Source organism: Nocardiopsis sp. B62 (assembly GCF_018070675.1).
GTDB lineage: Bacteria > Actinomycetota > Actinomycetes > Streptosporangiales > Streptosporangiaceae > Nocardiopsis > Nocardiopsis prasina.
In genome coordinates this window covers 34,286-61,162 of record NZ_JAGPXK010000013.1, presented here as the reverse complement: position 1 = coordinate 61,162, position 26,877 = coordinate 34,286, and the positions used below count along the sequence as shown (strand labels likewise).

The following is a 26,877-nucleotide window of genomic DNA, read 5'->3' as shown; positions in this document are numbered from 1 at the left end:
ATCAAGACAGGTCAAGCGCCGGGCTCGGCTGTGAGGTTCGGAGATAGTTTTGGGCAAGTTCCTGGCCAGACGGCTGCTGAACTACGTCGTGCTGATTTTCATCGCGACGAGTTTCGCGTACGTGCTCGCGGCCACCAATCTGTATCCGCGCGGATACTTCGAGCAGATGCAGCCGCCGCCAGAGCCTGAGTTCATCAACGCCCAACTGGACGTCCTGAACCTCAACGATCAGACCCCGATCTTCCAGCGCTACATCACCTGGCTCGTGGGCGACGTCGGCGCGACCGGCCAGATCGGTGGCATCGTCACCGGAGACTTCGGCAAGACCATCCAGGGCGGTGAGGTCTCCTCCCAGATGTGGATGAAGGCCGGTGTGACCCTACGGCTGATCACTGTCGCCACCATCCTCGGCAGCGCGCTCGGGATCCTGATCGGGGCCTACGCCGCGGTGCGCCAGTACCGCCGCTTCGACAAAGCCGCCACCGCCGCGTCCTTCTTCGTGCTGTCGGTCCCGACCGTGGTCATTGCCATCGTCGTCCAGGTCGCCGCGGTCTTCGTCAACGACGCCTTCGGTTTCACGATGTTCCGCTATTCGGGCGAGTACACGGCGGGGTTCAGCGGGGCCTGGTGGGAACTCCTACTCAACCGAGTCCACCACGCGATCCTGCCCACTCTTGTGCTCGCCCTGGCGTTGTTCGCCGCCTTCGCCCGCTACCAGCGCAACATGATGCTGGACGTGCTGGGCTCGGACTTCGTGCGTACGGCGATGGCCAAGGGGCTCACCCGGAGGAAGGCGCTGTTCAAGCATGCGCTGCGTACCGCGCTGATCCCCACGATCACCTACTTCACCTTCACCTTCGGTGCCCTGGTGTCCGGCGCGACCTTCACGGAGAAGATCTACGGCTGGCACGGCATGGGCGCCTGGCTGATCGACTCCATCGCCCGTCAGGACGTGCATGTGGTCGCGGCGGTCTCCTGGTTCATGGCGATCACCATCATGGCGGCGTCCTTCCTCTCGGACATCCTCTACGCCTGGCTCGACCCGAGAGTGCGGGTGTGACTATGACGCACCCGCGAACCCGATCCCACAGCCCCGCCATGCCCCACCCGCGCACCTCCGCGGCAGTCCAGCTGGAGACCACGCCATGAGCACGCCCCAAGAGAGTACGGCGGTCGAAGGGCCGACGATGCCACCGGCCCCGAACCGGCTCAAGGACGTCGTTCGTCAGATGCTGGCCACCCGCCGAGTCATCGTCGGCCTCGTCCTGATCGTCCTGCTGGCCCTGTTCGCCTTCGTCGGACCGATCATCAGCGCTTGGGAGGTGGGCCAGCGCGACTACGTGTCCATCCTGAACGGTCCCTCACCTGACCACTGGTTCGGCACCAACCGAACCGGCCAGGACATCTTCACTCACACGACGGCTGGCCTGCAGAAGTCGCTCCTCATCGGACTGCTGGTCGCGCTCGGCTCCACCGCCGTCGCCGCGCTCGTCGGCTCCTTCGCCGGATACTTCGGTGGCCTGCCCGACCGACTCCTCATGTGGGTGGCCGATCTCGCTCTGGTTCTGCCCAGCTTTGTCGTCCTCGCCATTCTGTCCCGGCACTTCGTCGGCCAGGGCGGCTGGCTCATCCTGGTCATCCTGCTGGCCGCGTTCAGCTGGATGGTCACCTCGAAGATGGTCCGGGGCCTGACGATTTCGCTCCGTGAGCGCGAGTACATCCACGCTGCCCGCTTCATGGGCGTTCCCTCTCACCGCATCATCCTGCGGCACATCCTGCCGAACATGTCGTCCCTCCTCATCGCGGACGCCACGATCATGGTCAGCGCGGCGATCATCGGTGAGACCGCGCTCAGCTACTTCGGCCTGGGTGTCCAGCCGCCGGACGTCAGTCTTGGTGTCGTGATCGCGGACGGGGCCCCGTTCGCCACTACAGCCCCGTGGGTCTTCATGTTTCCCACGGTCATGCTGGTCGTGCTGGTCCTGGCAGTGAACATGATCGGGGACGGGCTGCGCGACGCCCTCGACCCCTCGTCCAAGTCGCGTCGCTCCTAGGGGGAGGGCACACACATGAGCACCGACATGACCGAAACTCACGCGTCGGAACGGAAAGACCAGACCGGTCACGTCCCGGTTCTGGAGGTCACCGACCTCACTGTCACCTTCGCCGGGCTGAACAACAATCCGGATGTCCATGCCGTACGTGGCGTCAGCTACGCCGTCAACCGCGGCGAGGTGCTCGGCATCGTCGGCGAGTCCGGTTCCGGCAAGTCCGTGTCCTCCATGGCTGCGATGGGATTGCTGCCCGATAACGCCCGGGTCACCGGTTCCGTCCGCCTCCACGGTGAGGAGATCCTCGGGTTGGACGACCGCGCCATGGCCAGGAAGCGCGGCAAGGTCATCTCCATGGTCTTCCAGGACCCGCTGTCCGGGCTCACCCCCGTGTACACGGTCGGCGACCAGCTCGCCGAGGCCGTCCTGGTCCACGATCCCAGGGCGGGCAAGGGCAAGGCGCACGCTCGGGCCGTGGAACTCCTCGAACTCGTCGGTATCCCCAACGCCGCCCAGCGCTACCGATCGTTCCCGCACGAGTTCTCCGGCGGGATGCGCCAGCGCGTCATGATCGCCATGGCCATGGCCAACAACCCCGACGTCATCATCTGTGACGAGCCCACCACGGCCCTGGACGTCACCATCCAGGCACAGATTCTCGACCTTCTGCGCACCGCCCAGGCCGAGACCGGCGCCGCGATCGTCATGATCACCCACGACCTCGGCGTCGTGGCGGGGTTCGTGGACCGCCTCCTGGTCATGTACGCGGGACGCCCCGTGGAGATCGGCGGCGTCGACGAGATCTACTACTCCAGCCGCATGCCCTACACCATGGGTCTGCTCGGTGCGGTACCGCGGATGGACCTTGAGCGCCAGGGCGCGCTCATCCCCATCAAGGGGACTCCGCCCTCCCTGACCAACCTGCCGCCGGGTTGCCCGTTCGCCCCGCGCTGCCCCATCGTCAAGCCAGAGTGTGAGCTCGCCGAGCCCAAACTACTGCGCGTCGGCGGCCAGCCCCCCGCCCACGAGATCCGCGAGGAGGCCGCCGACGACACCGACGGTCACACCACGGTGCACGACACCGGTGTGCAGCGGGTCGCCTGCATCCGCTCCGGGGAGATCGCCGAGAACGACTGGACCGGCCAGGACATCTACCCGATTCCGGAGATTCCCGAGGTTGTCGAGAACGAGGTCCGCCGTGAGGATCGTCCTGAGATGCTGCGGGCCGAGGGCCTCATCAAGCACCACCCGCTGATGAAGGGGTCGGTGTTCAAGCGCCGGGTCGGCTCCGTCTACGCGGTGGACGGCCTCGACTTCGACGTTCGCGAGGGCGAGACCCTCGCCCTGGTGGGCGAGTCCGGCTGCGGCAAGTCGTCGACCCTCATGGAGATTCTCCACCTCCACAAGCCCCAGAAGGGGCGGATCGAGGTCATGGGCAAGGACACCGCCTCGCTCAGCAAGGCCGACCGGTTCGCGATGCGCCGCGACATGCAGATCGTGTTCCAGGACCCGATGAGCTCGCTGGACCCGCGCATGACGGTCTTCGACATCATCGCCGAGCCCCTGCGCACGCACGGCGTCCCCTCCGCTGAGTCCACCGCGCGCGTGTACGAGCTGCTCGAGTTGGTCGGCCTCAACCCCGAGCACGCTGTCCGGTTCCCGTCGGAGTTCTCCGGCGGCCAGCGCCAGCGCATCGGCATCGCCCGGGCCCTGGCCCTGGAGCCGAAGCTGCTGGTGCTCGACGAGCCGGTGTCCGCTCTGGACGTGTCCATCCAGGCGGGAGTGGTCAACCTGTTGGAGGAGCTACAGGCCAAGCTGGGCCTGTCCTACCTCTTCGTGGCACACGACCTGTCCGTGGTCCGGCACATCGCCGACCGGGTGGCGGTCATGTACCTGGGCCGGATCGTGGAGATCGGTGACACCAAGTCGATCTACACCCGGCCCGCTCACCCCTACACCCAGGCGTTGCTGTCCGCGATTCCCATCCCCGACCCCGAGAAGGAACGCGCCCGCACGCACATCGTCTTGGACGGTGACCTGCCCAGCCCCGCAAACCCGCCCTCGGGTTGCAGGTTCCGGACCAGGTGCCAGAAGTTCATCACTCTCTCGGAGTCCGACCAAGAGCAGTGCATGAGCGTCGAACCGCGGATCCTGCCCACCAACGGTGGGGACCAGGGAACGGCCTGCCACTTCGCGGAGCGACAGGACGTGCTCTGACCGCGGTCCGAGACGGCAGAGGCCAGTACCACCCCGCGTACTGGCCGACACTCACAGGAGGAAGATCCCCATGCGAATCGGGAAGGCGCGTTATCTCGCCCCCGCCGCGGTCCTGGTGCTTCTCGCCAGCGCGTGCAGTAGTGACGACGGAAACGACCCGGAAGCCGCTCAGGAGGCGGTCGCGGAGCTTCCACCCGAAGACCTGAACCCTGCGCCCCGTGACGAACTCCAGGACGGTGGCACCTTCGTCTGGGCGCTCAGCCAGTACGAAGAGCAGCACAACATGCACCACGTGCAGGGCAACAAGGCGGATGTCCGCCGCGTGGCCGCCGCTGTTCTGCCCTCCGCCAGCCGTTACACCGCCGAGGGTGACTACTTCCCGCGTGAGGAGTACGTCCTCGACTACGAGCTCAGTGACGACGGCCTCCAGCTTGACTACACCCTGAACCCGGACGCCGTGTGGTCGGACGGCAACCCGGTCACCTCCGAGGACTACGAGGCGACCGTCATCACCCGCACGGGCGAGCGGGGCTCCGACTTCGAGATCGGCTCCACCGTCGGTTACGAATGGATCGACGAGTTCGTCGAAGGGGAGGACGAGTACTCCTTCTCGCTCACCTTCACCGAGCCCTACGGCGAGTGGCCGACCCTGTTCTCCCCTCTGTACCCCAAGGAGTACATGGAGGACGCGGAGCTGTTCAACTCCGGGTTCAACAAGGCGATGCCCGTTACCGCCGGTCCTTTCGGGGACGTGGAGTTCGACGACGTCGCGGAGCGCATCACCATCCACAAGGACGAGGACTGGTGGGGGGCCGAGGCCAAGCTCGACCGCATCATCTTCGACGCCATGGCGTTGGACGCACAGCCCGCTGCCTTCAACAACGGTGAAGTCGACGGCTTCTACCTCGGCTATGACGCGGCCGGTTACCAGTTGCTGAAGGACAAGGAGGATGACGGCGCGTACTTCACCCAGGCGGTCAACCACGGCCATCGCTTCCTCTCCATCAACGGTTCCAGTCCGCGACTGGAGGACAAGCGCGTCCGTCAGGCCGTCGCACTGAGCATTGACAGGGACACCATGGCCGAGGTCGCCCTCGGAGCCGTGAACTGGCCCATCACCGGTGAGGTCAACCGTCTTCTGCGATCCAGCCAGAACGGCTACCAGGACAACAGCGGTGAGCTCGGCACCCGAGACCTGGAGCGCGCGGCAGAGCTGCTCGACGAGGCTGGATGGACCCTGGAGGAGGGCCAGGAGTTTCGTACCAATGAGGACGGTGACACCCTGACCCTCGCCTACGTCGCCTCCGACGACATGACGCTGGCGCAGGACGAGGGCGACATGGCCCGCGAGATGCTGGCCGAAGTTGGTATTGAGGTGGACGTCCAGCACGTTCCCGGCAATGCCCTGTTCTCCGAGTACGTCATCCCCGGCAACTACGAGATGGCCGGATTCGTCCTCACCGGCACCAGCCCGTTCTCCTCGAGTTCCAAGGGCAACTACGGCATGCCGCTTGACGAGGACGGTGAAGACTGGGGTAACAACAGCAGTCGCCACTCCACCCCGGAGGTCGAGGAGCTCTACGATGAACTCGCTCTGGAGCCGGACCCCGAAGCCTATGCGGCCAAGGCCAATGAGATCGACGCGCTGCTGTGGGACGAGGTCGTCACCATCCCGCTGTTCGAGCGTCCCGGTCTGTGGATCATGGACGAGAACCTGCACAACTGGGGTGAGTTCGGTCTGGCCTCGGACTACGTGTACGAGGACATCGGCTGGGCCAAGGAGGACTAGGCGCCACCCCAGGGTGACGTGCCTCCAAGGGGCGTCACCGGTGTCCACACCGGGCACCGGGGAGCCCTCGCGGCCACGGTGAGTGATCGCGAAACGTGAGAGTGAGGGCGTCGGCCCCCGTCGGACGGGGGACGGCGCCCTTCGTCGTGCCCGCACGGGGCGGGACCGCGCGGGCGGTGTGTTCGGTGTCTCCCCCCGCCTGAGAGAATCGTCGGAGCCCGACACCTCCCCTCCCCCCGCCCCGCTCGTTGGAAAGTTCCAGATGCGACTCCACCCTCTCGCCGCCGCCTGCCTGGCGGCTCTGTTGTGTGTGGCCCTCACCTCCTGCTCCCAGCAGGAGGAGGACGCGGACGACACGCCCGAACCCCCCGTCGGTGCCGCCCTGGACCCGGACACCGGCGAGGCGGACGAGTCCAGCCCGCCCCCGGAGAGGCCCGAGGAGGAGTGGCCCTTCGGCACTCCTGTCGGCTGGGCGGACCAGCCCATGGCGCTGGCTGGCCCGGTGGACGAGGACGAGGCGGACGGGGACTCCGGAGACGACGCGGAGGCCTCGGCGGACGAGGAGGACCCCGACTCCGAGGAGGCGGAGGACCCGGCGGAGGACGCCCCGGCCGAACACCCCGGTGTGACCGGAGGTGCGGACGGCGAGACCGTGACCGCGACCGACGCCGACCAGCTGGCCGAGTACCTGGGGGCCGAGGAGCCCCTCGTGGTGGAGGTGGAGGGCGGGATCGACCTCGACGGCACTGTCCGGGTCGCCTCCGACAAGACCCTCCTCGGTGTGGGGGAGGGCGCCGAGTTCACCGGCGGAGGCCTTGCCGTGGACGGTGCCGACAACGTCATCCTCGCCAACCTGGGCATGGTCTCCGCGGGACCCGCCGTCACGATCAGGGGAGGAGCCCACCACGTGTGGGTGGACGGTTCCACCTTCTCCGGTGGTGAGGACGACTCCCTGATCTCCGTGACCGACGGCGCCGACCACGTCACCCTTTCCTGGAACCACTTCACCGAGGCCGAGTCCGCGGTCACCGTGGGAGTCGGCGACGACGAGCCCGGCGCGCTGCGGGTCACCGTGCACCACAACTTCTTCGACGGCACCTCCGAGCGTCATCCGCGTGCCCGCAACGCCGAGCACGTCCATGTCTTCAACAACTACTTCCGCGCCAACCCCGAGTACGGCGTCCAGTCCTCGCACGGCTCCCAGGTGCTGGTCGAGGGCAACTACTTCGAGAACACCCCGGTCTCCGTGTCCACCGAGCCCGACGAACCGGGCAACGTGGTCACCCGCGACAACCTGCTGGTCGACTCCGACCAGCCCGAGCCGCGCGGCACCGTGCCCGACCCGCCCTACGCCTATGAGCTCGACGACACCGTCAACGTCCCCGAGCTGGTGATGAGCCGGGCCGGAATCGACTGACCGCCGCGCTGCGCACGCTGCCGGAGCGGTTCCTAGGTCTCCACGGGGTGGTACTCGTAGGTCTCACCGAACCCGTTCGGGGCGGTGTAGCTGAGTCTTCGCGGGTGGCCGCCCTCGTCCACCCAGAGGTCGAACCGGGCTTCGGGGACCTGGACCAGGCTGTTGCGGCCGGGCTCCGGCAGGTAGTCGCCCGCCTCCGTCGCGAAGGTCCCCGAGTACCGGTAGGCGGTGTGCGTGCTGGCCCCGACCCCGCGGGTGCTCTCGGGGAGATCGATCTTCTCCGAGCCCACCAGCTCCAGGTCCGTCGCGGTCTCCACCAGGTCCTCCAGGACGCCGAGGACGAACTCCTCCGAACACAGGCGGCGGTCGGCCTCCGTGGGCTGGGTCAGCACGGTCATGCCGGGCAGGCCCTTCTCGGCGGTCATCATGAAACCGGTGCCGGGCAGGTCGTAGCGGTGGACCCGTACCCCCTCGGACGACTCGAAGTAGTGCTCGAAGGCGGTGTCGGAGCCGGGCTCGTGGCGGGCCCACCCCTGGGCGGGCTCCTCATCCTCCACGGTCCGCGTGTAGCTCACGTGGAAGGCGGGGGCGTCCCGCACCTTCTGGACGGCCGACTCCAGAAACACCTCCGGGTCCGAGGGGTCGGCGTCCACGGCCCGCACCAGTGGTGACTCCACCCCGACCGGGTCCGCCAGCGGTGGCACCGCGGACTCCCCGTCCAGCGTCAGCCGGGCCACGCTCCAACCACTGGCGACCACCGCCAGGCTGGCCACGGCCACCAGCAGGCTCAGCAGCCAGTTGGGCTGCCCGGGGACCTCCTCCAGCTCCTGCTCCGTGGACGGCATCGACGTCGACACTGACAACGCCTCGATTCTGCGGCTCGACGATCGGGGGGTACCGCTTACGCGGAGTACGACGCGGTAACTCACCGCTCCGTTCGGGGATCGGGCGAACATCATCGCTGTCACCACTGACGATCGGGCGGCCCGTCACGGGGCCCGGGGCCGTGTACGGAGGGCCCGGCGGCGCCGACCTCCGGGGCCCCACCACGCGGCCCCGGACACGTTCGACCAGGGTGCGGCAGGGGCCAGGTCCCGCCGCCCGAATCCGTGACCCGGGCGCGCCCGGGACGGTCGGCCACGGTACGCGTCCGTCCGGTGTCCGCATGTGGCCGTATGGGGCCGCGCGATCCCCGCCGGGAACGGACTAGCCCAACCGCGGGGGATGGCGCTCGATCCGACGGATGGACCGCCAGGCCCCGGCCGTGCGTTCCGGCGTCCCCGACCAGCCCCGTTCGGTGAGCGCCGCCATCACCCGGCGCAGGAACCCGGCCGGGCGAGCGCACAGGTCGTACACCCCGATGGAGATCACGATCCACCCGGCCTCCTCCATGGCCCGGTACCGCAGCCGGTCGCGGGCGCGGTCGATCGGCAGCGAGTGGTGCTCCGCGCTGTCGTACTCCACGGCCACCCGGTAGGCGGGCCAGCCCAGGTCGACCCTGAAGTCGCCCTCCATGGTGGAGACCGAGCACTGTGGCACGGCCCTGGGCAGGTCCACCTGGTGCAACAGGACCCGGGTCCAGCTCTCGGCGGGCGACTGGCTGCGCCCGTCGGCCAGCCCCAGCGCCCGCCGCAGCTGTCGCTGGGACCGCCGGGGGTGGGTCAGCGCCGCGGCCCGCAACCGCTCCTCCGAGGTGAGGCCCAGGGCGAGGAAGCGGTCCAGTGCCGCGGTCGCGGCGTACAGGGAGGTCGACTGCACCGCCACGTCCAGCGCGGTCCTCGCCCGTGTGGTCACCCGCACCCCGTGCACCCGGGTGCGCTCGGCCTCCGGGAGGCGCTCACGGTGCGCGATGACCCCGGCCCGGGCAGCGCCCTCGACTCCCGGAGGTACCGCCACGTGCAGCCGGTTCCGGGTGACGGAGGTGCCCTGGGGATGCAGGTCGACTCCCCACACGTAGGCGGCCGTCCGACCGAAGGCCACCGCGTCCGGGGACAGCTGGGCCAGGACGGGGCGCAGCGTGCGCAGGAGGAGGTCGTGGTCGGTCGGCGGACTCGTCAGCGGGGAGGGGCGTCGCGGCGGGGGTTCCCTGCGGCGTGGTCCGGGCCGGGGCACGGGGCGGGGGAGCGGGAAGAGCGGGGAACAACCAGAGGGAGCACGGCGGTCTCGCTTCATGCTTCCAGGTTCGGCCGCCGGGTCACCCCGGACAAGCCCCGATCCGAATCTGTGGACAACCCGCCGCGGGGGCTGAGGGAGCCGGAGCACACGACGGGGGAACCGGCGCGGGACCGTGGACCGCTGCCCGCTCGACCCCGTGGACGAGACGTGGTTGTGGGGACTACCGGAAGGGCGGTGGACCGGCGGACAGGTGGATGTGGTCCACGTGGTCCAGAGTCGGGATGTTGTACACCGTGTTCGCCGGACGTTTGACCTCCATCCAGGGCCCGGAACGATCCCTGCTGGGGCTCCAGATGTGGTAGTTGTAAATGATTCCCTTGATGTTGAGGTCCTGGGCGTTCGCGATGAGGAAGTCGATCACCTCGACGGCGGTCGCGTCCATCTCCGGGGTCGGCGTCGCGCCCAGGTCGGCCATCATGTAGTCCACCGCCTCGCCGTAGCCGTGGTCGCTGCCGTCCTCGTCCCGGTACCCGCCCGCGCTCAGGTAGAAGCCGGGGAACTCCTGGTTGAGCGCCTCGTGCGCCGCACACATCTGTGGGTGGAGCCCGCCGAGGGAACCGCAGTCGGTGATCGCCCCGCCGCCGAACACGGAGTTCGGGTCGAACTTGAACTGGCCCTCCCGGTCGATGAGGTGCACGTCGAAGTAGGACGAGGCCTGCTCCTCGTCGGTGACGGCGTCGCCGCCGCACACCAGTCCGTCGCCGTCGCGGCCGCAGTCCGCAGAGAGGTCGATGATCGCGACGGCGGCCGCGGTGCCCTCGAAGGACGTGGCGTCGTCCTCCTCGCCGTCGCACACGACGTCGTTCCAGGCACGGGACCCGTCCTCCGTCAGCTCCTTCTGACAGAGCGCGCCGCGCACCTCCACCCGGACGATGTTGCCGAAGCGGCCCATGGCGTTGTCACTGGCCCGGATGTCCGTGAGCACGCCGCCGTTGTTGCGGGCGTACGTCTCGGCGCGTGTCTCGGCGATCTCCTCGTCATACCGGGGCATGGGGTGGACCCCGTCAGCGAGCTGGCGGGCCGCGTGGTCCCGGAGCCCCGCCACAGCCGCCAGCGCCGCGGCATCCGCGGCCGTCTGCGCCTGTGAACGCATGTCGTTGGCCGCGCCCACCCGCACGAACAGCACGGTGAGCGCGAGCAGGCTCAGGGTCAGACCGAACAGGAGAAGGACATTGGCCTGACCGTCGTCGCGGCGACCCTGGAGATGGCGTCTGCGTACCGGGGAGAAAGTGGGCCTTCGCATGGCGGTCCGGGGGGTCGGTCCCCGCGCGGAGGGCGGGGGAGGCGGGAGCGGGAGGAGTCGGTCGGTCGGGAGCAGCGGGGCCGGGCGCGTGGACACCGAGAAACCCCTGCCTGGCGCAGCTTAACCCGCGCGGGCGCGGCAGGGAAAGGCAGAGCCGTGGACCCTGTGGACGACCGGCCCGTCACCGCAGGTGACAACGGTGACACGGCGGGAGAACCCGGTCGCCATCACGCGGCCCGCGTCTCCGGAACACGGAGCGGGCGGCCGGGTGCCGGTAGCCCGCTCCGCGGCGGTCTCCCTACAGCAGGGTGGTCCAGTAGCTCCAGAAGGCCTCGGCGACCGCGCCCACGATCACCACGCCCCACACGGTCAGCACCACGGTGTGGTTGCGCGCAAGCATCCCGACGGGGCGACGCAGCGCGTTCGGAACCGGCACGTGCCCGGATCGCAGGTTGTGCAGCGTGACGTACCAGAAGAGCGGGATCGTCACCGCCCACACCACCATGCAGTAGGGGCACAGCGCTCCGATCCGGTACAGGCTCTGGAAGATCAACCAGTGCACGAACACCACACCGAACAGGCACCCCGCCTGGAGACCCAGCCAGAACCACCGACGGAACCCGAGGTCGGCTCCCGCTCCCAGCACGGTCCCTTGTCCCGTTCGCGCCCCCGTCCTGGGCTCGGTCCTCGCGAGCAGGGCCGCCCCCACGGCCGTGACCACCGCGAAGCAGGCCACTCCGACGAGCGGGTTGGGGACACCGAACACCTCGGCCTGCGGAGTCACCATCACCGTCCCGCAGGAGAGCACCGGGTTGAAGCTGCACGCGGGAACGTGGTCGGGGTCGGCCAGGACCCGGATCCTCTCCACGAGGAGCGCGGCGGCCGCGATCAGGCCGACCAGCCCGCCCACCACGAGCAGCCATGGCAGCGTCCGACTGACGACGGGAACGTCCGCACCGGGAAGCGGGTTCGGGGAACCGGCCGCGCCGACGTGACGCACGGAGGCGGCCATCACTCCAGCTCCGAGTCGATCATGGCGGAAAGGACCTCCGGGGTCGGCATGCTCGGAGCCAGACGGCCGTTGACGAAGATGGTCGGGGTGCCCTGCACGCCCAACAGCAGACCGTCGTCGAAGTCCGCCTGGACCCGCGCCTCGGTCTCCTCGGACCCCATGGTCTCCACGAACTCGTCCATGTCCAGGCCGAGGTCCTCCGCGAAGCCCACGAACACCTCGCTCTGGTCCTCGCGGGACTCTCCCCACTCGCCCTGGGTCTCGAACATCAGCTGGTACATCTCGTCCAGAGCGTCCTGTTGGGCGGCGGCCTCCACCGCGGCCGCGGACGGGCCGGAGTTGAGGTGACCGGGGAGCGGGAAGTAGCGGATCACCATGTTGATCCGGCCCTCGTAGTCCTCCCGGATCTGCTCCATCGCGGGGTACTGGGCGCGGCAGGCCTCGCACTCGAAGTCCAGGAACTCCACCACCGTGACCCGGGCGTCCTCGACCCGGTCGAGGTAGCGGCTGTCGTCCCGAACGAGCACGTCGGCTGGGGCGGTGGGCTGGGCCTCGGGTGAGGATCCCGGCGCGGTCGGTCTGGCGCCGCCCTGGGCCGTCGCGGCCTCGTCCCTGTCGAGGTGGACGAGCAGGCCGATCCCGAGGGCGGCGACGACGAGGAGGCAGAGGGTGATGATCAGGTTCTTGCTCATGTGAGGGTTCCTGTGGTCCGTTGCGAACGAGGGCACGCGTGTGAGCCCCACGAGCACGGGGTGGGGCTCGTCGGTGCTCCTAGACCCGCTGGACGCAGAGGAGGGTGAGCAGGCGGTGGCCGTGCGGACCAGCGGGGTCCCCGCGCGTGCGGCGTGGGGAGGGCCCGACCCGGGGCAGTGCGGGCACACACAGGACCAGGGCCGATCCGAGGGCGAGCATCGGCTGCGCGGTCAACAGGCCACGCTCGTCCGGGGTGGGGCAGACGTGCGAGGAACCGGAATCCTCGGCCGGGTCGGAGGCCGCGGACCACTCCGTGGAGACCCGGGAGCCAGCCTCCCCCGGTGAACCCTCGCCGGGATAACACAACGCGCACAGGAAGCACAGCACGACGACGGCCACCAGGGGCACCACGAGGGTGCCCCACCGCCGTGTCGTGGTGTGCCCGTTCATGAGGGGAACTGTAGCGGTGTGCTCACGGTTGTCCAGGCCGGGGTGGGCCGACCCGGCCCCGGCGCTCCCCGGGTCTGTCTCAGTGGATACGGCGGTTGATGGCCTCCACCAGGTGGACGTCGGCGACGGTGACCCTGAGATCCCCCGAACCCAGTGGGGAGACGGTCGCGGACCGCACGTACGCACCATGGCTCCACCGGCGGGCGGTCCGGTCCGGAACCGCCTTCGCGCCCAGCTTGGCCAGGGCCCCCGCCGGACCGGCCTTCAACCTGAGCTGCCAGGAGGCGCGCAGCGCCGACAGCCCCCGGTAGTCGTCGTGGTCGAGCAACGGCAGGATCCCCACCACACGCCCCGCCTCGCCCCCCGGCTGGGCGGGTATCACTTCCAGTGGGAACCGCTGCCCGGCGCCGGTGCCCCGTACGACCTCGAGCGCGAAGCTCGTGTCCACGGGCACCGGGGCTCCCAGGGCCACCTCGATGTACAGCTGGTCGCCGTGGCAGCCCATCGGGCGCACGCGGACCCGGTCCACCGGCAGCGAAGGCGCCAACGGAGCGGTCAGCAGTCCCAGTCGGTCGTTGACCGTGTAGTACGGGCGCACCCTGGTGCCGAGGCCGTGCTCGGGCCGCACCTTCTGGGGCGCGTACTCGATGATCTTCTTGTACCCGACCACCCCGGACAGGTGTCGGCCCACGGTGTACTCGGTGCCGTCCGACAGGACCACGCGCATCTCCCACTTCTCGGAGTCGCCCTCCCTCCCGCGCACCACCAGCTCGGGATCGATCACGGAGGTGAACTCACCTCCGGCCGCGACGGCCGAGGGGAACTCGCGCTTGGTCTGCTGGGAGGTCCGCAGCCTCACGACCAGTCGTGCGCGCGCGTCGGGGAGGTGCCGACCGAGGACCCGCCCCTGCACCGTGATCAGCCCGTCCGCGACCTCCACGTGCGAGATCTCCGCGTGGTGCGCCGAACGCCGCACGTGCAGCACCAGGCGCCCCTTCGCCGACCGCGCGGGAATCACGATGGAGAGCTCTCCGGTCCGCTCGGGAGCCAGCGGGAAGCCGTGCTGGTGGATCTCCACGTCGCGCACCGCGGCCTCCACACCGTCGTCCACCCGGAACACCTGCCACGTTCCGGTGACCAGACCCTTCGGCGGCTCACCCCCGGGCCCCTCGGTGTCGTCCCCCGTTCGGGACGCGTCCACCAGGAACCGTCCGTCGGCCTCGGGCAGCAGCTCGACCCGCCTTCCCTTCTTGGTCAGCACCAACCGGTTCGGGAGTCGACCCGCCACGGCCCCGGACCTCCACTCGGCCGGGCCGAACGACAGCACCGTCACTCCGTCGGGTCCGACCTCCACCCGGCAGGCGGCGGGGAGCTCCGGGCGGGGCGCGGGCACGGCCGCCACCGGCGAGGACGGCGTCCCCGCTCCGGCGAGGTCGAAGAACAGCTCCTCATGCAACCGGACCACGTTGACCGGGTCGAAGCGCTCGGATCCGGAGAGCGCCGCCGACGACATGCGCTGACGCATCTCGTCGTCACCCATGAGCTGGGCCAGGCCCTCGGCGATCCCGGGCGCGGACCTGTTCGGCACCAGGAGGCCGTCCTCCCGGTCCCGGATGATGGACGCGGGACCGTGGGGGCAGTTGGTACTCACCACCGGCAACCCGGAGCGCATGGCCTCCACGATGGTCATTCCGAAGGGCTCCTCACTGGAGGTCACCGCGGCGAACGAGCCCTGGGCCCATGCCTCCTCGACCCTCGGGTGCGGTCCCATCAGCCACACGCGGTCCTGGAGTCCCAGGGAACCCACCAGTCTGCCGAGGGCCCCGCGTCGGCTGCCCCGCCCGTAGATCCTCAGCGTCCAGTCGGGGAACTCCTCGCTGACCATGGAGAACGCCTGGACCAGCAGGTCGTGCCGCTTGCTGGGGGCCAGTCTGCCCGCGGAGACGATCGTGCGCGTGTCGTGACCGTTCACGGTGAAGGGCGGAGCGGGCACCGAGTTGGGGATGGACAGCAGCCGCACCCCCGGCAGCGGCATCCGTGCCGCGTAGGTGCGCGCGTCCGCCTCGGTGACGGTGACGAACGCGTCGAGGTTGGGGTACTCGGCCGCCATGACCCGGATCAGTTCCTCGGAGTGCTGCTCGTAGGTGAGGTGTTCCTGGCCGATCTTGATGACCCGGCTGGGCGCGGCCCGTGCGATCACCACGTTGAGTCCGGGCCTGGTCCCGACGATCACGTCGGCGTCGGTGGTGGCCAGGTACTCCTCGAGCCGGTCGTCGGTGAGGCGGCTGTGCGTGCTCCCGCGACCGTCCTCCGGCGGGAAGAGCAGCGGGGGCAGACCGGCCCGTTCCGATCCCTCGTACAGGGGGCGCCCGTCCACCCCGGTCGACCGTTCGTCATGCTGTCTGATGTCGACCAGGGGACGCAGGCTGACCTGTGCGGGGACGGGGAGCACGGGATCTGCGCGGTGCCGGAACACCGAGACGATCTCCACGTCGTGCCGGGCGGACAGAGCCGCCGCCTGGTTGGCGACCGTGCGCACGGTGCCACCGATGCCGTACATGTCGTTGATCAGATAGGCGATCCTCATCGAGCCCCCATGTCCTCGAGACCGCCCCGCGCCGAATGCGCGCGAGAGGGTCCCGGCCCCGTCCCCCCACACCGAGCCGACTCCTGGCCGGGGCTCGGTGGGGATTGAGGGATCAGGCTATGGGCGATATGGGCCTAAAAGTCCGAATCTGTCCCGTACTGTCCAAAGGTTTGCTGCCAACTGTGGGGGTTTTGCGGCGCGTTCACACGGTCGTGGCGCGAGCGAACACCAGGGCCTGGCTCCTGGGCTCCGGGGGTGAGGTCCGCTCCCCCGTCCCTCGGCAAGGGGAGCCGGTGTTCGGGACGGGGGAGCGGTGGGGGAGACAGCCCGGCCGGGTTCCGGAAACCGGGTCGGGGCGAGTGCTCGGAGACCCTCCAGGTCCGAGCACCATCCCCGACCACCGAACCCGACCCACCCGAACGGGGCCCGTCCCCCGTCCGGGTGCCGTCTCCTGGTCTGTGGTCGTGCCGCACCGCCGTGCGCCTCCCGCACGTGGGCGCACACGCTCGACCGCAGGCGGATTCTCCGCCCCCGGCCGGTGAACGCCGGTCTCGATCCAACGATCGGTGCCTGACCCACCCACAACGTCTCGCCGGGAGCAACGCAACGTTGGTTGCGATGGACACTCTGCCGGATGGGCGGTCAAAAATCCCGGCTGTGAGCGGACTTCCCCTGGCCGAATCCGGCCACCCTAAGGAAATGCCAGGTCGCGCACGGTGAGAGGAACCGTGGGTCCGCACCGGGGTTCGCGGACGGCTCCCGCCTAGTAGTACCCGGTGCTCTGCCAGTACCGCCACGCGGTACACGGGGAGCCGTGGGCCTCCTGGATGTAGCCCAGACCCCAGCTGATCTGCGCCGACGCGCTGTCATTGAACCCCGAGGGCAACGAGCCGTGCTCCGCGGGGTTGAACCCGACGATCCCGCGTGCGCCGGTCGTCGGATCGACCATCCCCGAGTCCCAGTTGGACATCGCGCCCCAGAGACCGTCCAGACAGGTCCACTCCTGGTCGGTCCAGTTGTACGGGTCGGCGGCGGCCGCCTGCATGCCGAGGTTCTTGTTGTCGCTGGCGTTGGAGTTTCCCGAGCCCCACTCGAACTGCTCCGGTTCGTCCGGGCGGTCCTCGTCCACCCAGGTCCGGTCACCGCAGCCGGGGCCGTTCACCAGACACACCATCTGCCGGACACCCTCGTTGAAGGTGGAGCTCACACCGGAGGCGTAGACGGTGGTGATGATCAGCGCCGCCAGGATGACCGCCGCACCCATCTCCACGAACGCGGCCCCGCGGTCCCGCCCGGTGTCCCGAGGGGGCCTGGAAAGGCGCAGGAGCCTCTGCCGCCACACGGACATCCGAGGAGGGCGGTCGCGCCCGTCCGAACGGTTGGGGGGCCGGTTGGAGGAGGGTCGGCGGGTGTCCCCGAGCTCGGGACGGTGAGGGGTGGTCAACTCCGCCTCCAGAAGAGTCCGGGACGATCGGGGGCTGTGTTCAGGAGACTGTGATGTCTTCGACGTCAGCGAAGCCTGGGATCTCGAGGTTGATCGCGTCGACGTCTTCGGGGACCGAGAACATGGACCAGTACGCTACCTGCTCACCCGGGCCGATCCGTTCCTTGAAGTCGATGGACGAAACCCCGGAGCAGAGACACGCGTTGGAGCTGTCCATGATCGGGTGGAACCGAGTGGCCATGTCCGCGGAAGTCGCCGTGACGCCGGAGTAGGGAATGTTCTCGTACAGATACGAATCCCCCGTCGGCCAGTCGAAGTAGACGTCCTCGCCACTGTCGTTCCGGATGCTCCAAGTTACGGAAAGGAAGGATTCAGCTCCGTCCTTCTCTGCAGAGTGGACCTCGGCGGACAGACCCGAGCTGAAATCCTCGTTCGATTCCGCGGTTCCCAGAGAATCAAGGTTCTCAGTCATCGGCACCGAGGCGGCCAGCGCGCCAGAAGAGGTGACGGCGGGCAGAACCGCGAGCAGAACGGCGGCCCCGACGGCTCGGACGATTCGCTTCATCAGACCTCTACTTCTCGAACGTGACGCTCACACGGCGGTTGCGTTCGCGTCCCTCTTCGGTGGCGTTGCTGGCAATAGGGTCCGCGGATCCATGGCCCGCGGCCTCAAAAGTGATGCTCTCGCGGGTGATCAGCCCGATCAGGGAGGATTCAACGCTCGCGGCACGATCCTCGGAGAGCGGGAGGTTCACCGCGTCGTTGCCGGTGTCATCGGCGTATCCGTCGACGGAGACCACGCTCGAGCCCGCGTCATCGATCTCTTGGGCCACCTGTTCGAGGATCTCCTGAGCCTCGTTGCTGAGATCGGAGCTGCCCGTGTCGAAGAGAACGTCCGAGGAAAGAATGATGCTCACCTCGTCTCCGCTCTCGGTCCGTCCGGTCTGGTCTCCATCCAGGCTGTCGGAAATCAGGGTGAGGTTGAGAACCTCGTCGCTTTCCAGGTCCCCGCTCTCCACCGACTCGGAGGACCGACTTACGGGTACGTCCAGCATCGGAGGAGTCAGCGGGGTGACGATGCTCATGCTGCGCACATCGGCTGGCGGATTCGGATACATGACCCAGAGTTCTTCGGTCGATCCGCTTTCCAACGCTCCGGGGAGGGCATTGCAGAAGCAACTGGTGTCAGTGTGCTTCAGGCTCCGGTATCTCTTCTGGTTCGCACTGTCGATGAGGCTGATGTCGCTCGCGCTGTCCTCATCATTCGAGCCGGACAGGCCATATCCGAGAATGAAGCTCTCAGAGGAGTTGTTGGTGACTCCCATGCGGAGCCGAAGAAGGTCGTTCTCCAGCCTCTCAAGGGCGTAGACATCGATTTGTAGGTCTGAACCGATGTCGGTCGAAGTGGTGACCGAACTGGCGATGACTTCCAGGTCGTCCTCTTCGGTCCCAGCGTCATCGGTGCCTTCTCCTCCAGACCCCTCCGATGTCGCGTGGGGTTGTTCGGGCGCGCTGTCCGAAGCAACGACGCAGCCTGAGAGAGTGAACAGAAGCACGGAGAGCAGTGCTGCCGCCGACATGCCTCCTGCTCTCGCCTCCACCGAGAGAGGCCTGGTCTCGGGCGTCAAACTGCTACCGCTCCTCTGGCTGTTCACAATGGGGGTCGTCGTCGCAAGCAGTCGGAGGTTACGGGGGCGTCAGGGTGGTCCGGATCGTCCGGCTGATCCCTTGGACGATGGTGTCGGCGATCCCGCTGCTCATGAGGACCATTGCGACCAGTCCAACGAACACGAGGATGGCCCCGTACTCGACGAAACCAGCGCCTCTGTCGCTGCTCCGCTCGGCCCTGGGCAGGGCGAGGGAGCTGAGCCTGACCCAGACCTGATGCGTGAAGTTCACTGGGAGCCTCCTTGGGGGGCTGGGGCTGCGACGCCACGGCGGCTGGCGTGTTCGCCTGGTTCGAGGGCCGGACGCCGACTCGGGGCGCGCCCAAGGGTGCGCCGTCCTGCGCTCTGTGTGGCCCGTGCTGTTTGGAACGTGGTCATCGCGGTCACCTCCTCGCGGGGCTGAACTGATCCGGGTCCGCGCATGGCGGTGCCCTGAACCTGTGCCCCTCCACTATCGGACATCACTCGGTGTCCCACCCCCGAGTCTGGCCGAATGTGGCCACATTGATTCGGGCCTCATCCTAGGCGCTCTGGATTCCCCGTCCCCCTTCCGTCCGAGAAGTCGCAGGTAAGGGTGGATTCTCGTCGGCACTCTCGTCTCGGTGGAGGGCTCGGATGTCCGTGGGGGTCTTCATCGGGTCATTTGACACGGAGGTGGTCGCCGTGTTCTCCCGGGTCGAATCCGTGATGTGGAAACAAAACCCCAGGCCAGAGGGTATGTCCGCACGATGGTGTTGAATTGTCCAGTTCGCCCACGACGCTCACCACTCCTCGCCCCCTTACCCCAGTGACCTCCACCGCCGCACCCCCTGCTCCAGCTGATCCTCCTGGCCGACGCCCCCAACGGCCGACCTGTCAGAAAGGCCCGAAATCTTGGACGCCACGGTGCTCATCCCCCTCCTGGGGGCCCTGCTCGGCCTGGCCATCGGTCTGTTTCCCCTCGTCAAGGTGGTCAACGCGATTCGTGTGATCAGCGCGTCCGTCTCGGGGGTCCCCGCCCCGAGCCGACAGCCGAGGCCCGACGAACTCACCCCCACCGAACTCGCCTACCTGGTGGGCGGTGCCACCCGCGTCGGAGAGGTGGTGCTCCTGGACCTCTTCCTCTCGGGACGCGTCCGACGCCAGGCCAGGGGCGGGTTCTTCACCCTGGTGGGTCCCTCCAACGCCTACGTCACCGAGAAGGACCGGGTACGCAGGGACATCGTCAAGGCTTTCAAGGACCGCACGGGGTTGACGGCGCGGGGGATCATCCGGACCGCCACCTTCAGTCGGGGCATCGACCGGCTTCGGGAGCGGCTCGCCGAACGGCGTCTGATCGCCCACTCCGGTGAGCTCACCAGGACGCTGGCCGACTTCCACGACGGCGGGTGGATCTCCCAACGGCTCTCCTTCGTGGGGTCGGGGCTGCTCCTGGCCGGACTGGTGCTGGTGACCGCCCATGAACAGAACGGCTGGACGGTCGCCCTGACCGTGCTCGGCGGGTTCCTCTCCGTACTGAACGGCCTCTCCTTCGCCCTGTACCTGGGGCGAGGCGGTCGGAACGTCTCCACCAGGACCCCCTCGGGCCGGGAACTGCTCCTGGAAGCGGAGCGCACCTACTCCGTCGACGGCGTCGAGGGACGTTCGATGGTGAGGGAGGTGGCGTTGGGCTACACCGCGGTGATCGGACTCGGCCGGATGAGCCGTGAGGGCGCGGGACGCCGGGGACGGGACGGTTCGAGCGAAGACGCCGTACGGGTCGTGACCGACTCCGGATCCGCGCAGCTGGTCGGAGAGTCCTCGGGCGGGGCCGGGGAGCGGACCCCCGAGCCCCGGGAGGGGTTCGAGCTCGGATGGGGCGACCTGTGCGAGTTCGCTGGCCTGTGCTCGGTGGGCGGCGACTCCGGTGGCTCGGGCCCATCGGGTTCCCACGGAGGCTCCTCGGGCGGTGGCGGCCTCTTCGACGGCGGCTCGGGTGACGGTTCGGGGGGTGACTCCGGTGGCGGTGACGGTGGAGGCGGCGGGGGCGGGGACTGACCCCCGGGCCGTGCCCCTACACCCGCGGCGGCCGCTCCGCATCCCGTTCCCGGGAAAGGGGTGAACCGGCGGTGTGGGGGAGCGGCGTAAGAGAATGCGGGGGAAGGCAGGTGTGGGGGGTGCCACGATGGTGTGCCTGGCGGCTCGGGAGACCCGGGAGGCGGAAATCGTCGCCCGTGGCGGTGCGAACCGTGCCGCTTTCGATGTCCGGCGCCCGGATGACCTTTCCGACCGCATGAGGCGCGGGGACGTTATCGTCTACCCGAGTGAGTCCTGGGCCGATTTCGGGGCACGAAGCCCCCACACCGAGTCTCGAACGTCCTCTGCCCCCGACCCCGCTCCCCGTGTCCGCCTGGCCCTGTTCCCGCCTGGCTGACCCGACACCCGCCCCCAGAACCGACCCAGCTCACCCCAGAAGGAGTTCCATGACTCCGGAACCAGCGGAACCAGAGGCGGGGGAGTGGTTTCGCCGCTACTTCGCCCCCGAGGAGCTGGACCGGCTCGAACAGTTCCCGGTCCGCATTCCCACGGGCCACGAGTTCGGCCTGCTGGGCCTGCTCGGCGCCTGGCACACGCACGTCCGAAGACTGCGGGCGGACCTCACCCTCTCGGACGGCGACCCCTCCGCCTGCGGTGTCCACGATCTCGTGACCGCGCTCGTCCTGCGCGACTTCGTGGATCGGGGGATCGCCACCCTGGGCACGGAACTCACCACGAACGTGGACTCCGCCCTGGCCGACCTCGACGAGGGCTTCCGTTCCCTCACGGAGGAGGACGGCGTCGGTCTCCTGGCCCTGGCCGAACCGGAGGCCGAGGCCCGGACCGACGAGAAGTGGTGGTGGCGGCGTATTCCGCTGAGCGGCCCCGCGCGCAGGGAACTCGACAGTGCCGCCGCCCGTGAACAGGACGGCCGGGTACGCGCGGAGGAGGGCTAGCCCGACGCGACCGTTCTCCACTCAGGGGACGGTCGCCGGAGACAGTGCGGGGCGGGGTCCCTGACGACCCCGCCCCATCCCTGTCACCGGAGGAAGCGGTTCCGGACCCTGCCTGATCCGGTTCCGCACCCTTGACCAGTACCCCCGGTCAGGGTTTCGTGCCGCACTCAGCTCCCGGCGGGCGCCGCCGGGCCGAACGCGTCGGCCAGCAGTTCGTAGGAGCGGAAGCGGGCTGTCTTGTCGTAGATCATCGAGGAGATCATCAGCTCGTCCACGCCGGTGTCGGCGACGAACTGGTCGATCTTGCCTCGCACGGTCTCCTGGGAGCCCACGAACGAGTAACGGAGCATCGCGCTCGTCTGCTCCTTCTCCCCGGGACGCCACATCGTGTCCATGGCCGAGCTCCGGACCGGAGGCTGCAGCAGACCACGCGCGTTGCGCATGATGCCCAGGAAGGCCTGCTGCTGCGAGGTGAACAGGTTCTTCGCCTCGGCGTCCGTGTCGGCGACCACCACGTTGATCCCGGCCATCGCGTACGGCTTCTGGGCCTGGTCCGAGGGCGCGAAGTCCTGCCGGTACGCGGCGAGCGCGTCGTGGAGCGCGCTCGGCGCGAAGTGCGACGCGAAGGCGTACGGCAGCCCCAGATGTGCGGCGAGCTGTGCGCCGAACAGGCTGGACCCGAGGATCCACAGGGGCACCCGCAGGCCCTCGCCGGGGACGGCGCGCACCGGTTGTCCGGGGCTGGCGGGCTCGAAGAGCGACCGGAGCTCCTGGACGTCCTGCGGGAAGGTCGAGGAGGCGGAGTGGTCGCGGCGCATCGCGCGCATGGTGCGCGGGTCGGTTCCGGGGGCGCGCCCCAGCCCGAGGTCGATGCGTCCCGGGTAGAGGGACTCCAGGGTGCCGAACTGTTCGGCGATCACCAGCGGGGAGTGGTTCGGGAGCATGACGCCGCCCGAGCCCACCCTGATGGTGGAGGTTCCCTCGGCGATGAAGCCGAGGGAGACCGAGGTGGCCGCGCTGGCGATGGCCCGCATGTTGTGGTGCTCGGACAACCAGAAACGGGTGTAGCCCCAGCGCTCCAGGTTCTGGGCGAGTTCGCGGGCGTCGCGCAGGGCCTCGCCGGGGGTGGAGCCCTCGACGATGCTCGCGTGGTCCAGGACGGACAGGGCGGGCCCTGCCCCCGGTGCCTCGGTCCGTGCTGCCCCAGCTGATTCCGTCATCTCAGTTACCCCCACTGGCCTGAATCATTCGATGATCGACGAACATCGAACATTGACGGTACACTCGCCGCTGAACGCACACCAAATCCTGACCACGGATCGGCGAGGCCGCCGGACGGGTTCGGTGGGGCGGCGACGCGCTCGGATGAACGCGCGGAACGGCTGTAGGACAGAGGAAGTGGAGGTGGGGTCTTGGTTCCCAAGGGGCCGTCCAAGGGACATGAGCATCCGGCCCTGGCCGAAGTGGATCTGGTCACGGTCCTGTGCGCGTTGGCCGAACCCACCCGGATGCGGATCGTGTGCATGCTCGCCGATTTCGAGGGTGAGCGGGCCTGGAAGGACATCGAACTGCCGATCGCGCAGTCGACCCTGAGCCACCACCTGAAGATCCTGCGCAACGCCGGCGTGATCCAGAACCGCACCGAGGGCACACGCTGCTTCGTCTCGCTGCGGGACCAGGAGCTCGACGGACGGTTCCCTGGGCTGCTGGAGACGGTGCTGAGCTGCCGGGACTCGCACTAGGCGCTGTTGTGTGGACGCTGTGGCGCGCGCTGGCGGTGCCGGAGTCGGCGTGAGCTTCCGTCCGGGCGATCCCCCAGGGGACGACGGGACCGGGGCGGCTCCGCGGCGCGAACACGTCATGTCTTCACTCACGCTGGCGCAACGAAGCCCGGTGACGCTGAGTTCCCGCCCTCATCGTGTTTCTGGCGCGGGTGTCCCCGTGGTGGGCGGCGACTGGTCGGAGCGGAGCCGTATGCGTGATCCGGGTGGGGGCTCGACGGTCGGTCCCGATCGTGGGATGGGGGCGAAGGACCGCGGCCCCGGTCGCGATCGGCTCCTCGTGAGCCGACGCGAACCGGGGCCGCGACCGAGGATGGCCTCCGCTCCTGCCTCTCCCCCCAGACGGCAGGACCGGCGAGTGCCCCCCTTTTTTTCCTTCTCGGTCGGGGCCCGCGAACCCTCTGTTCCCCTTTCCCTTCCAGCGACCCTGTCGCACGGAAGGCAGCAGAGGGGCAGGGGCCCCTTGGTGGCGAATGGAACATCCACGTGCTCGGTGAACGTGAATTCCCCCGAATCCAATGCCACTTGAGCGGGCGGGAGTGCCTTTGGCGGAAGTTCCCCCTAGATCACAACTTCCACGAAGTCAATCCCCATCGAACCCGCGCATCCCTCGTGTGACGAACGAGAGAAAGCGAGATCCCGCAGATGCACTCTATCGCTTCGCGGAACCATTCTGTCCATGTCCGGGAATCCCGTTCTGTGGTGAACGTGAACCAACCTCCGGGCCCCGGAAACGGGCGAACGCACGGAACGCTGAGTGCATGACGCCGACGCCAGGACACGCGCTGGCTTCGGGCTCGAAGCCAGCGCCGACCGGGCGACCGACGGTCCGAGTATGCCTGAGGCGGAGGGTGCTTCGCAGCCGTTCCGTGGCAATTCCTCAAACTGATTCTCCGATGTGGCCGAGTGGCGCACTCGGGGCGGTCATGGCGTCGCCCGGATTGGTCGGAGCGGGGGCTCCGCGCCGTCTTTTGTAGGTGGTTTGGTGCCTAAAGTCATCGCTTGGCGGAAACCGGACACCCTCGGAGCACAGGTTTCGGAGGGGAGGGGCCCGGCCGGTGGTGCTCTCGTGGCACCCAGTGGGTGCTGTGGCGTGGCGACACGCTCCTTGGCGGGCAGGGGTCGGGGGTGTGCCCTCGGGGGCTCCCGGCGGCCGCTGGGGTGGCTTCGCAGGGCTTCTTCGACCTCGAGGGAGGCATCGACTGTTGTCTCGTTCCTTGGGGTAACTGTCCGGTTTCCCCTCGTGGTGAGTCGCTGGAGGGTGACGACGCGGGTGGGAAGCCCGGGAGGGCCCGGTCGCCGTATGGTGCCGGGTTCGGAGACACCGGGTCGAGGGGCCGTCGCCGATTCGCGGAGCTCGGGTCCGCGGCGGTTCGGTGCGGATGAGCGAGGTCGCGTTCGCGAGTCGGTTTTCGGAGAAATGGCGGCGTGCTTTACCGGGTGCTTTACCCAGTGAAATTCGAATGGACGTCCCCCGGAATCGAAGCGGCCTCACGCGTGGGAAAGCAGAGGTCTGCAGGGGGGGCGTGGGGTGCCCCCGTCGAGGTCGTTGGTGGTGGACGTGCCGCCGAGTGGGTGTGATGGCGAAGGAGGGAATGACCGGTACGAAGCATGACTTCTATGCGGGTCACGCATGAAGTGGGCGTTCCCGAACCGTCGGAGTCGCGTGCTGGGGGTGGGTACCGGGCCCGGGCCCGACAGGAGTCGGGCCTCGGTCAGGCCCGGGCCCGGGTCAGTCGGAGAAAGCCACCGCCCTGGCCGAGGACCAGCCCGAGGTTGGCGAGCGCGTAGGCCCACCAGAGCCAGGACAGCCCACCCGCGGAGGCGACGGGGAAGGCTGCCAGGGCCAACAGCCCGAAACACACGGCGAAGGTGTACAGGGTCGGCGCGGTGCGCTTGAGGGCGAGCAGCCCCATCCCCGGCATCGCCTGCAGTCCGTCGGCGAGGACGACCACGAGGACCACCGGGATCAACGCGGACACCAGCGCTGCCACCGCCGGATCGGGGGTGAAGACCCCGATGACCGGGGTCGCCGCGACCCGGATCAGGAGCATGCTCAGCGCGATCACCGGCAGAGCCAGCGTCAGCCCCGCGGTCAGCGCCCTGCGGACCTCACCGAATCCGTCCCCCGAGACCTCGCCCTCCCTGGCCGCGCGGGCCATGAAGGGGACGCAGGCCTGGCCCGCCGCGGTCGCGGGAAGGAACACGAAGGTCACCAGGGTCACCATCACCTGGTGGGCCGCGGCCTCCGTGGCGCCGATCCGAGCCACCGCCATCGCGAGCAGGCCGAGTACACCGAACTTGATCAGCATCGTCGTGCCCATGGGGAGCCCGACCCGCGCGATGTGCCAGACCCCCGACCAGTCCGGTGCGCCCGGACCTCGCGGTCGGATGGCCAGGACCGTGCCGCGCCGCAGCAGGACCTGGGCGACGGTCGCGACAGTCAGGGAGGTCAGCAGCATCGCGACGCCCGCGCCGGCGATGTCCAGGCCGAGCACCAGGACCAGCGTGGGGATCAGGACCACTGACATCGCCGTGCCCACCAGGCCCACGGTCATCGCCTGCTTCGACCTGCCCAGCCCGATCAGCAGTACGGTCGCGCTGGACTGGAAGGAGTTGGCGAGGAGCGCGAGCGCCATCAGGTAGGGGAAGGGGCCGAGCGCAGCCACCGTCTCGGCGGGTACCCCGATCAGCCGGGCGACCGTTGGGACCGACGCCACCACCACGCCGCCGAGCAGGCCCATACACAGTGCCAACCAGAGGGAGTCGCGAAGGGTGGGGGCGAGGGCGTCGGGGTCCTCGGCGTTCTGTGCGACGAACGGCATGGACCCGCGCAGCGCGCCCTGGACCACCATCGAGGCGGGGTTGTACAGGGCGACGGTCATGGCGTAGGCGGCCAGGACGGCGGTGCCGGTGTGGCCCAGGACTCCGGCGGTGACCAGGGTTCCGATGACGGTGGCGACCATGGAGAGGTAGAGCGGGAGGGCCTTTCCCGCGATCCCGCCCACGAGTCGGGCGAAGGAGGGGCGGGGTTCCGGTGCGGCCTCTTTCGGTGCGGTCACTTCCTCCGTGGGTCCGACCTCGGGCGGGATCGGGTCACCGGGTTCGGGGGAGCGGTCCGCGCGGTGAGCCGCCCTGTTCTGGGGGGTGTCGTCAACCATGGTCTTCTCGGGTGGGGGAAGTCGGTGGTCGCGGAGAAACTATCAGTGCGACCACGGGCGGTTTATGGCGCTTTCAGGCTGGAGTCTGTGCCGTGGCTGGTCCGCTGTCGGGTCGACCGGGTCTTCCCGGCCACGGTCACCGCTGTCGCGGTGAGGTCGCCTCCATCGGGTTCCGCAGTTCGGTTGGCGCCGGATTGCACCGATTTCCTCTCCATCCCATAACGTCCTCACCCACCGTG

The 26,877-nt window shown here is 68.8% G+C and carries 21 protein-coding genes; 8 read left to right on the top strand and 13 right to left on the bottom strand.

Annotated elements, in window-relative coordinates:
• Nucleotides 1–49: 49 nt before the first annotated feature.
• The 5 genes from KBX21_RS15755 to KBX21_RS15735 all read left to right on the top strand — a co-directional run bounded on the left by KBX21_RS15755 (nucleotide 50) and on the right by KBX21_RS15735 (nucleotide 7,474).
• On the top strand, nucleotides 50–1,060 hold the full coding sequence (locus tag KBX21_RS15755) for an ABC transporter permease (protein WP_049575100.1): 1,011 nt from the start codon (nucleotides 50–52) through the stop codon (nucleotides 1,058–1,060).
• 85 nt (nucleotides 1,061–1,145) lie between these two features.
• A complete protein-coding gene (locus tag KBX21_RS15750) occupies nucleotides 1,146–2,054 on the top strand; it encodes an ABC transporter permease (protein ID WP_049575096.1) in 909 nt (302 codons plus the stop codon).
• Between the two features lie 15 nt (nucleotides 2,055–2,069).
• Nucleotides 2,070–4,268 (top strand): ABC transporter ATP-binding protein, encoded by a 2,199-nt coding sequence (locus tag KBX21_RS15745; RefSeq protein ID WP_210842356.1) that lies wholly within the window; start codon nucleotides 2,070–2,072, stop codon nucleotides 4,266–4,268.
• A 70-nt stretch (nucleotides 4,269–4,338) separates the two neighbouring features.
• The gene (locus KBX21_RS15740; protein ID WP_210842355.1) at nucleotides 4,339–6,057 is read left to right on the top strand and encodes an ABC transporter family substrate-binding protein; all 1,719 of its coding nucleotides are present in this window, start codon (nucleotides 4,339–4,341) and stop codon (nucleotides 6,055–6,057) included.
• 262 nt (nucleotides 6,058–6,319) lie between these two features.
• Entirely contained in the window at nucleotides 6,320–7,474 is a 1,155-nt protein-coding gene (locus tag KBX21_RS15735) for a right-handed parallel beta-helix repeat-containing protein (protein ID WP_210842354.1), read from the top strand.
• A gap of 32 nt (nucleotides 7,475–7,506) precedes the next feature.
• Here KBX21_RS15735 and KBX21_RS15730 read toward each other — a convergent pair whose 3' ends face one another.
• From KBX21_RS15730 to KBX21_RS15680, 11 genes are all read right to left on the bottom strand, one after another.
• Nucleotides 7,507–8,331 (bottom strand): hypothetical protein, encoded by an 825-nt coding sequence (locus tag KBX21_RS15730; protein WP_307869224.1) that lies wholly within the window; start codon nucleotides 8,329–8,331, stop codon nucleotides 7,507–7,509.
• 349 nt (nucleotides 8,332–8,680) lie between these two features.
• Nucleotides 8,681–9,646, bottom strand: a complete 966-nt coding sequence (locus KBX21_RS15725; RefSeq protein WP_247665821.1) for an endonuclease domain-containing protein — start codon at nucleotides 9,644–9,646, stop codon at nucleotides 8,681–8,683.
• A gap of 163 nt (nucleotides 9,647–9,809) precedes the next feature.
• The gene (locus tag KBX21_RS15720; protein WP_210842353.1) at nucleotides 9,810–10,892 is read right to left on the bottom strand and encodes a pilus assembly protein TadG-related protein; all 1,083 of its coding nucleotides are present in this window, start codon (nucleotides 10,890–10,892) and stop codon (nucleotides 9,810–9,812) included.
• A gap of 298 nt (nucleotides 10,893–11,190) precedes the next feature.
• Nucleotides 11,191–11,904: a vitamin K epoxide reductase family protein gene (locus KBX21_RS15715; RefSeq protein WP_210842352.1), complete on the bottom strand. Its 714-nt coding sequence runs from the start codon at nucleotides 11,902–11,904 to the stop codon at nucleotides 11,191–11,193.
• Nucleotides 11,904–12,596, bottom strand: a complete 693-nt coding sequence (locus KBX21_RS15710) for a thioredoxin domain-containing protein (RefSeq protein WP_210842351.1) — start codon at nucleotides 12,594–12,596, stop codon at nucleotides 11,904–11,906. Before KBX21_RS15710 ends, KBX21_RS15715 begins: the two co-directional genes overlap by 1 nt.
• Before the next feature lie 79 nt (nucleotides 12,597–12,675).
• On the bottom strand, nucleotides 12,676–13,047 hold the full coding sequence (locus KBX21_RS15705; protein ID WP_049575069.1) for a hypothetical protein: 372 nt from the start codon (nucleotides 13,045–13,047) through the stop codon (nucleotides 12,676–12,678).
• Nucleotides 13,048–13,126: 79 nt separating this feature from the next.
• On the bottom strand, nucleotides 13,127–15,634 hold the full coding sequence (locus KBX21_RS15700; protein ID WP_210842350.1) for a glycosyltransferase family 4 protein: 2,508 nt from the start codon (nucleotides 15,632–15,634) through the stop codon (nucleotides 13,127–13,129).
• Between the two features lie 763 nt (nucleotides 15,635–16,397).
• On the bottom strand, nucleotides 16,398–17,078 hold the full coding sequence (locus KBX21_RS15695) for a hypothetical protein (protein ID WP_247665820.1): 681 nt from the start codon (nucleotides 17,076–17,078) through the stop codon (nucleotides 16,398–16,400).
• 40 nt (nucleotides 17,079–17,118) lie between these two features.
• A complete protein-coding gene (locus KBX21_RS26650) occupies nucleotides 17,119–17,643 on the bottom strand; it encodes a hypothetical protein (protein ID WP_247665819.1) in 525 nt (174 codons plus the stop codon).
• A 7-nt stretch (nucleotides 17,644–17,650) separates the two neighbouring features.
• Complete coding sequence (locus KBX21_RS15685; RefSeq protein WP_247665818.1) at nucleotides 17,651–18,706, bottom strand: OmpA family protein; 1,056 nt, start codon at nucleotides 18,704–18,706, stop codon at nucleotides 17,651–17,653.
• Nucleotides 18,707–18,764: 58 nt separating this feature from the next.
• Nucleotides 18,765–18,977 (bottom strand): hypothetical protein, encoded by a 213-nt coding sequence (locus KBX21_RS15680; protein WP_210842349.1) that lies wholly within the window; start codon nucleotides 18,975–18,977, stop codon nucleotides 18,765–18,767.
• 641 nt (nucleotides 18,978–19,618) lie between these two features.
• Between KBX21_RS15680 and KBX21_RS15675 the strand changes: the two genes are divergently transcribed.
• On the top strand, nucleotides 19,619–20,761 hold the full coding sequence (locus tag KBX21_RS15675) for a TIGR04222 domain-containing membrane protein (protein ID WP_210842348.1): 1,143 nt from the start codon (nucleotides 19,619–19,621) through the stop codon (nucleotides 20,759–20,761).
• A 425-nt stretch (nucleotides 20,762–21,186) separates the two neighbouring features.
• Nucleotides 21,187–21,696, top strand: a complete 510-nt coding sequence (locus tag KBX21_RS15670) for a hypothetical protein (protein ID WP_210842347.1) — start codon at nucleotides 21,187–21,189, stop codon at nucleotides 21,694–21,696.
• A 167-nt stretch (nucleotides 21,697–21,863) separates the two neighbouring features.
• Here KBX21_RS15670 and KBX21_RS15665 read toward each other — a convergent pair whose 3' ends face one another.
• Nucleotides 21,864–22,916, bottom strand: coding sequence for an LLM class flavin-dependent oxidoreductase (locus KBX21_RS15665; RefSeq protein ID WP_210842346.1), 1,053 nt, complete (start codon nucleotides 22,914–22,916; stop codon nucleotides 21,864–21,866).
• Between the two features lie 243 nt (nucleotides 22,917–23,159).
• On the opposite strand from KBX21_RS15665, the gene KBX21_RS15660 reads away from it, so the two are divergent.
• Nucleotides 23,160–23,438 (top strand): metalloregulator ArsR/SmtB family transcription factor, encoded by a 279-nt coding sequence (locus tag KBX21_RS15660; RefSeq protein WP_210842396.1) that lies wholly within the window; start codon nucleotides 23,160–23,162, stop codon nucleotides 23,436–23,438.
• A 1,754-nt stretch (nucleotides 23,439–25,192) separates the two neighbouring features.
• Here the strand turns inward: KBX21_RS15660 and KBX21_RS15655 are convergent.
• Nucleotides 25,193–26,638, bottom strand: a complete 1,446-nt coding sequence (locus KBX21_RS15655; RefSeq protein WP_247665816.1) for an MATE family efflux transporter — start codon at nucleotides 26,636–26,638, stop codon at nucleotides 25,193–25,195.
• Between the last annotated feature and the right edge of the window lie 239 nt (nucleotides 26,639–26,877).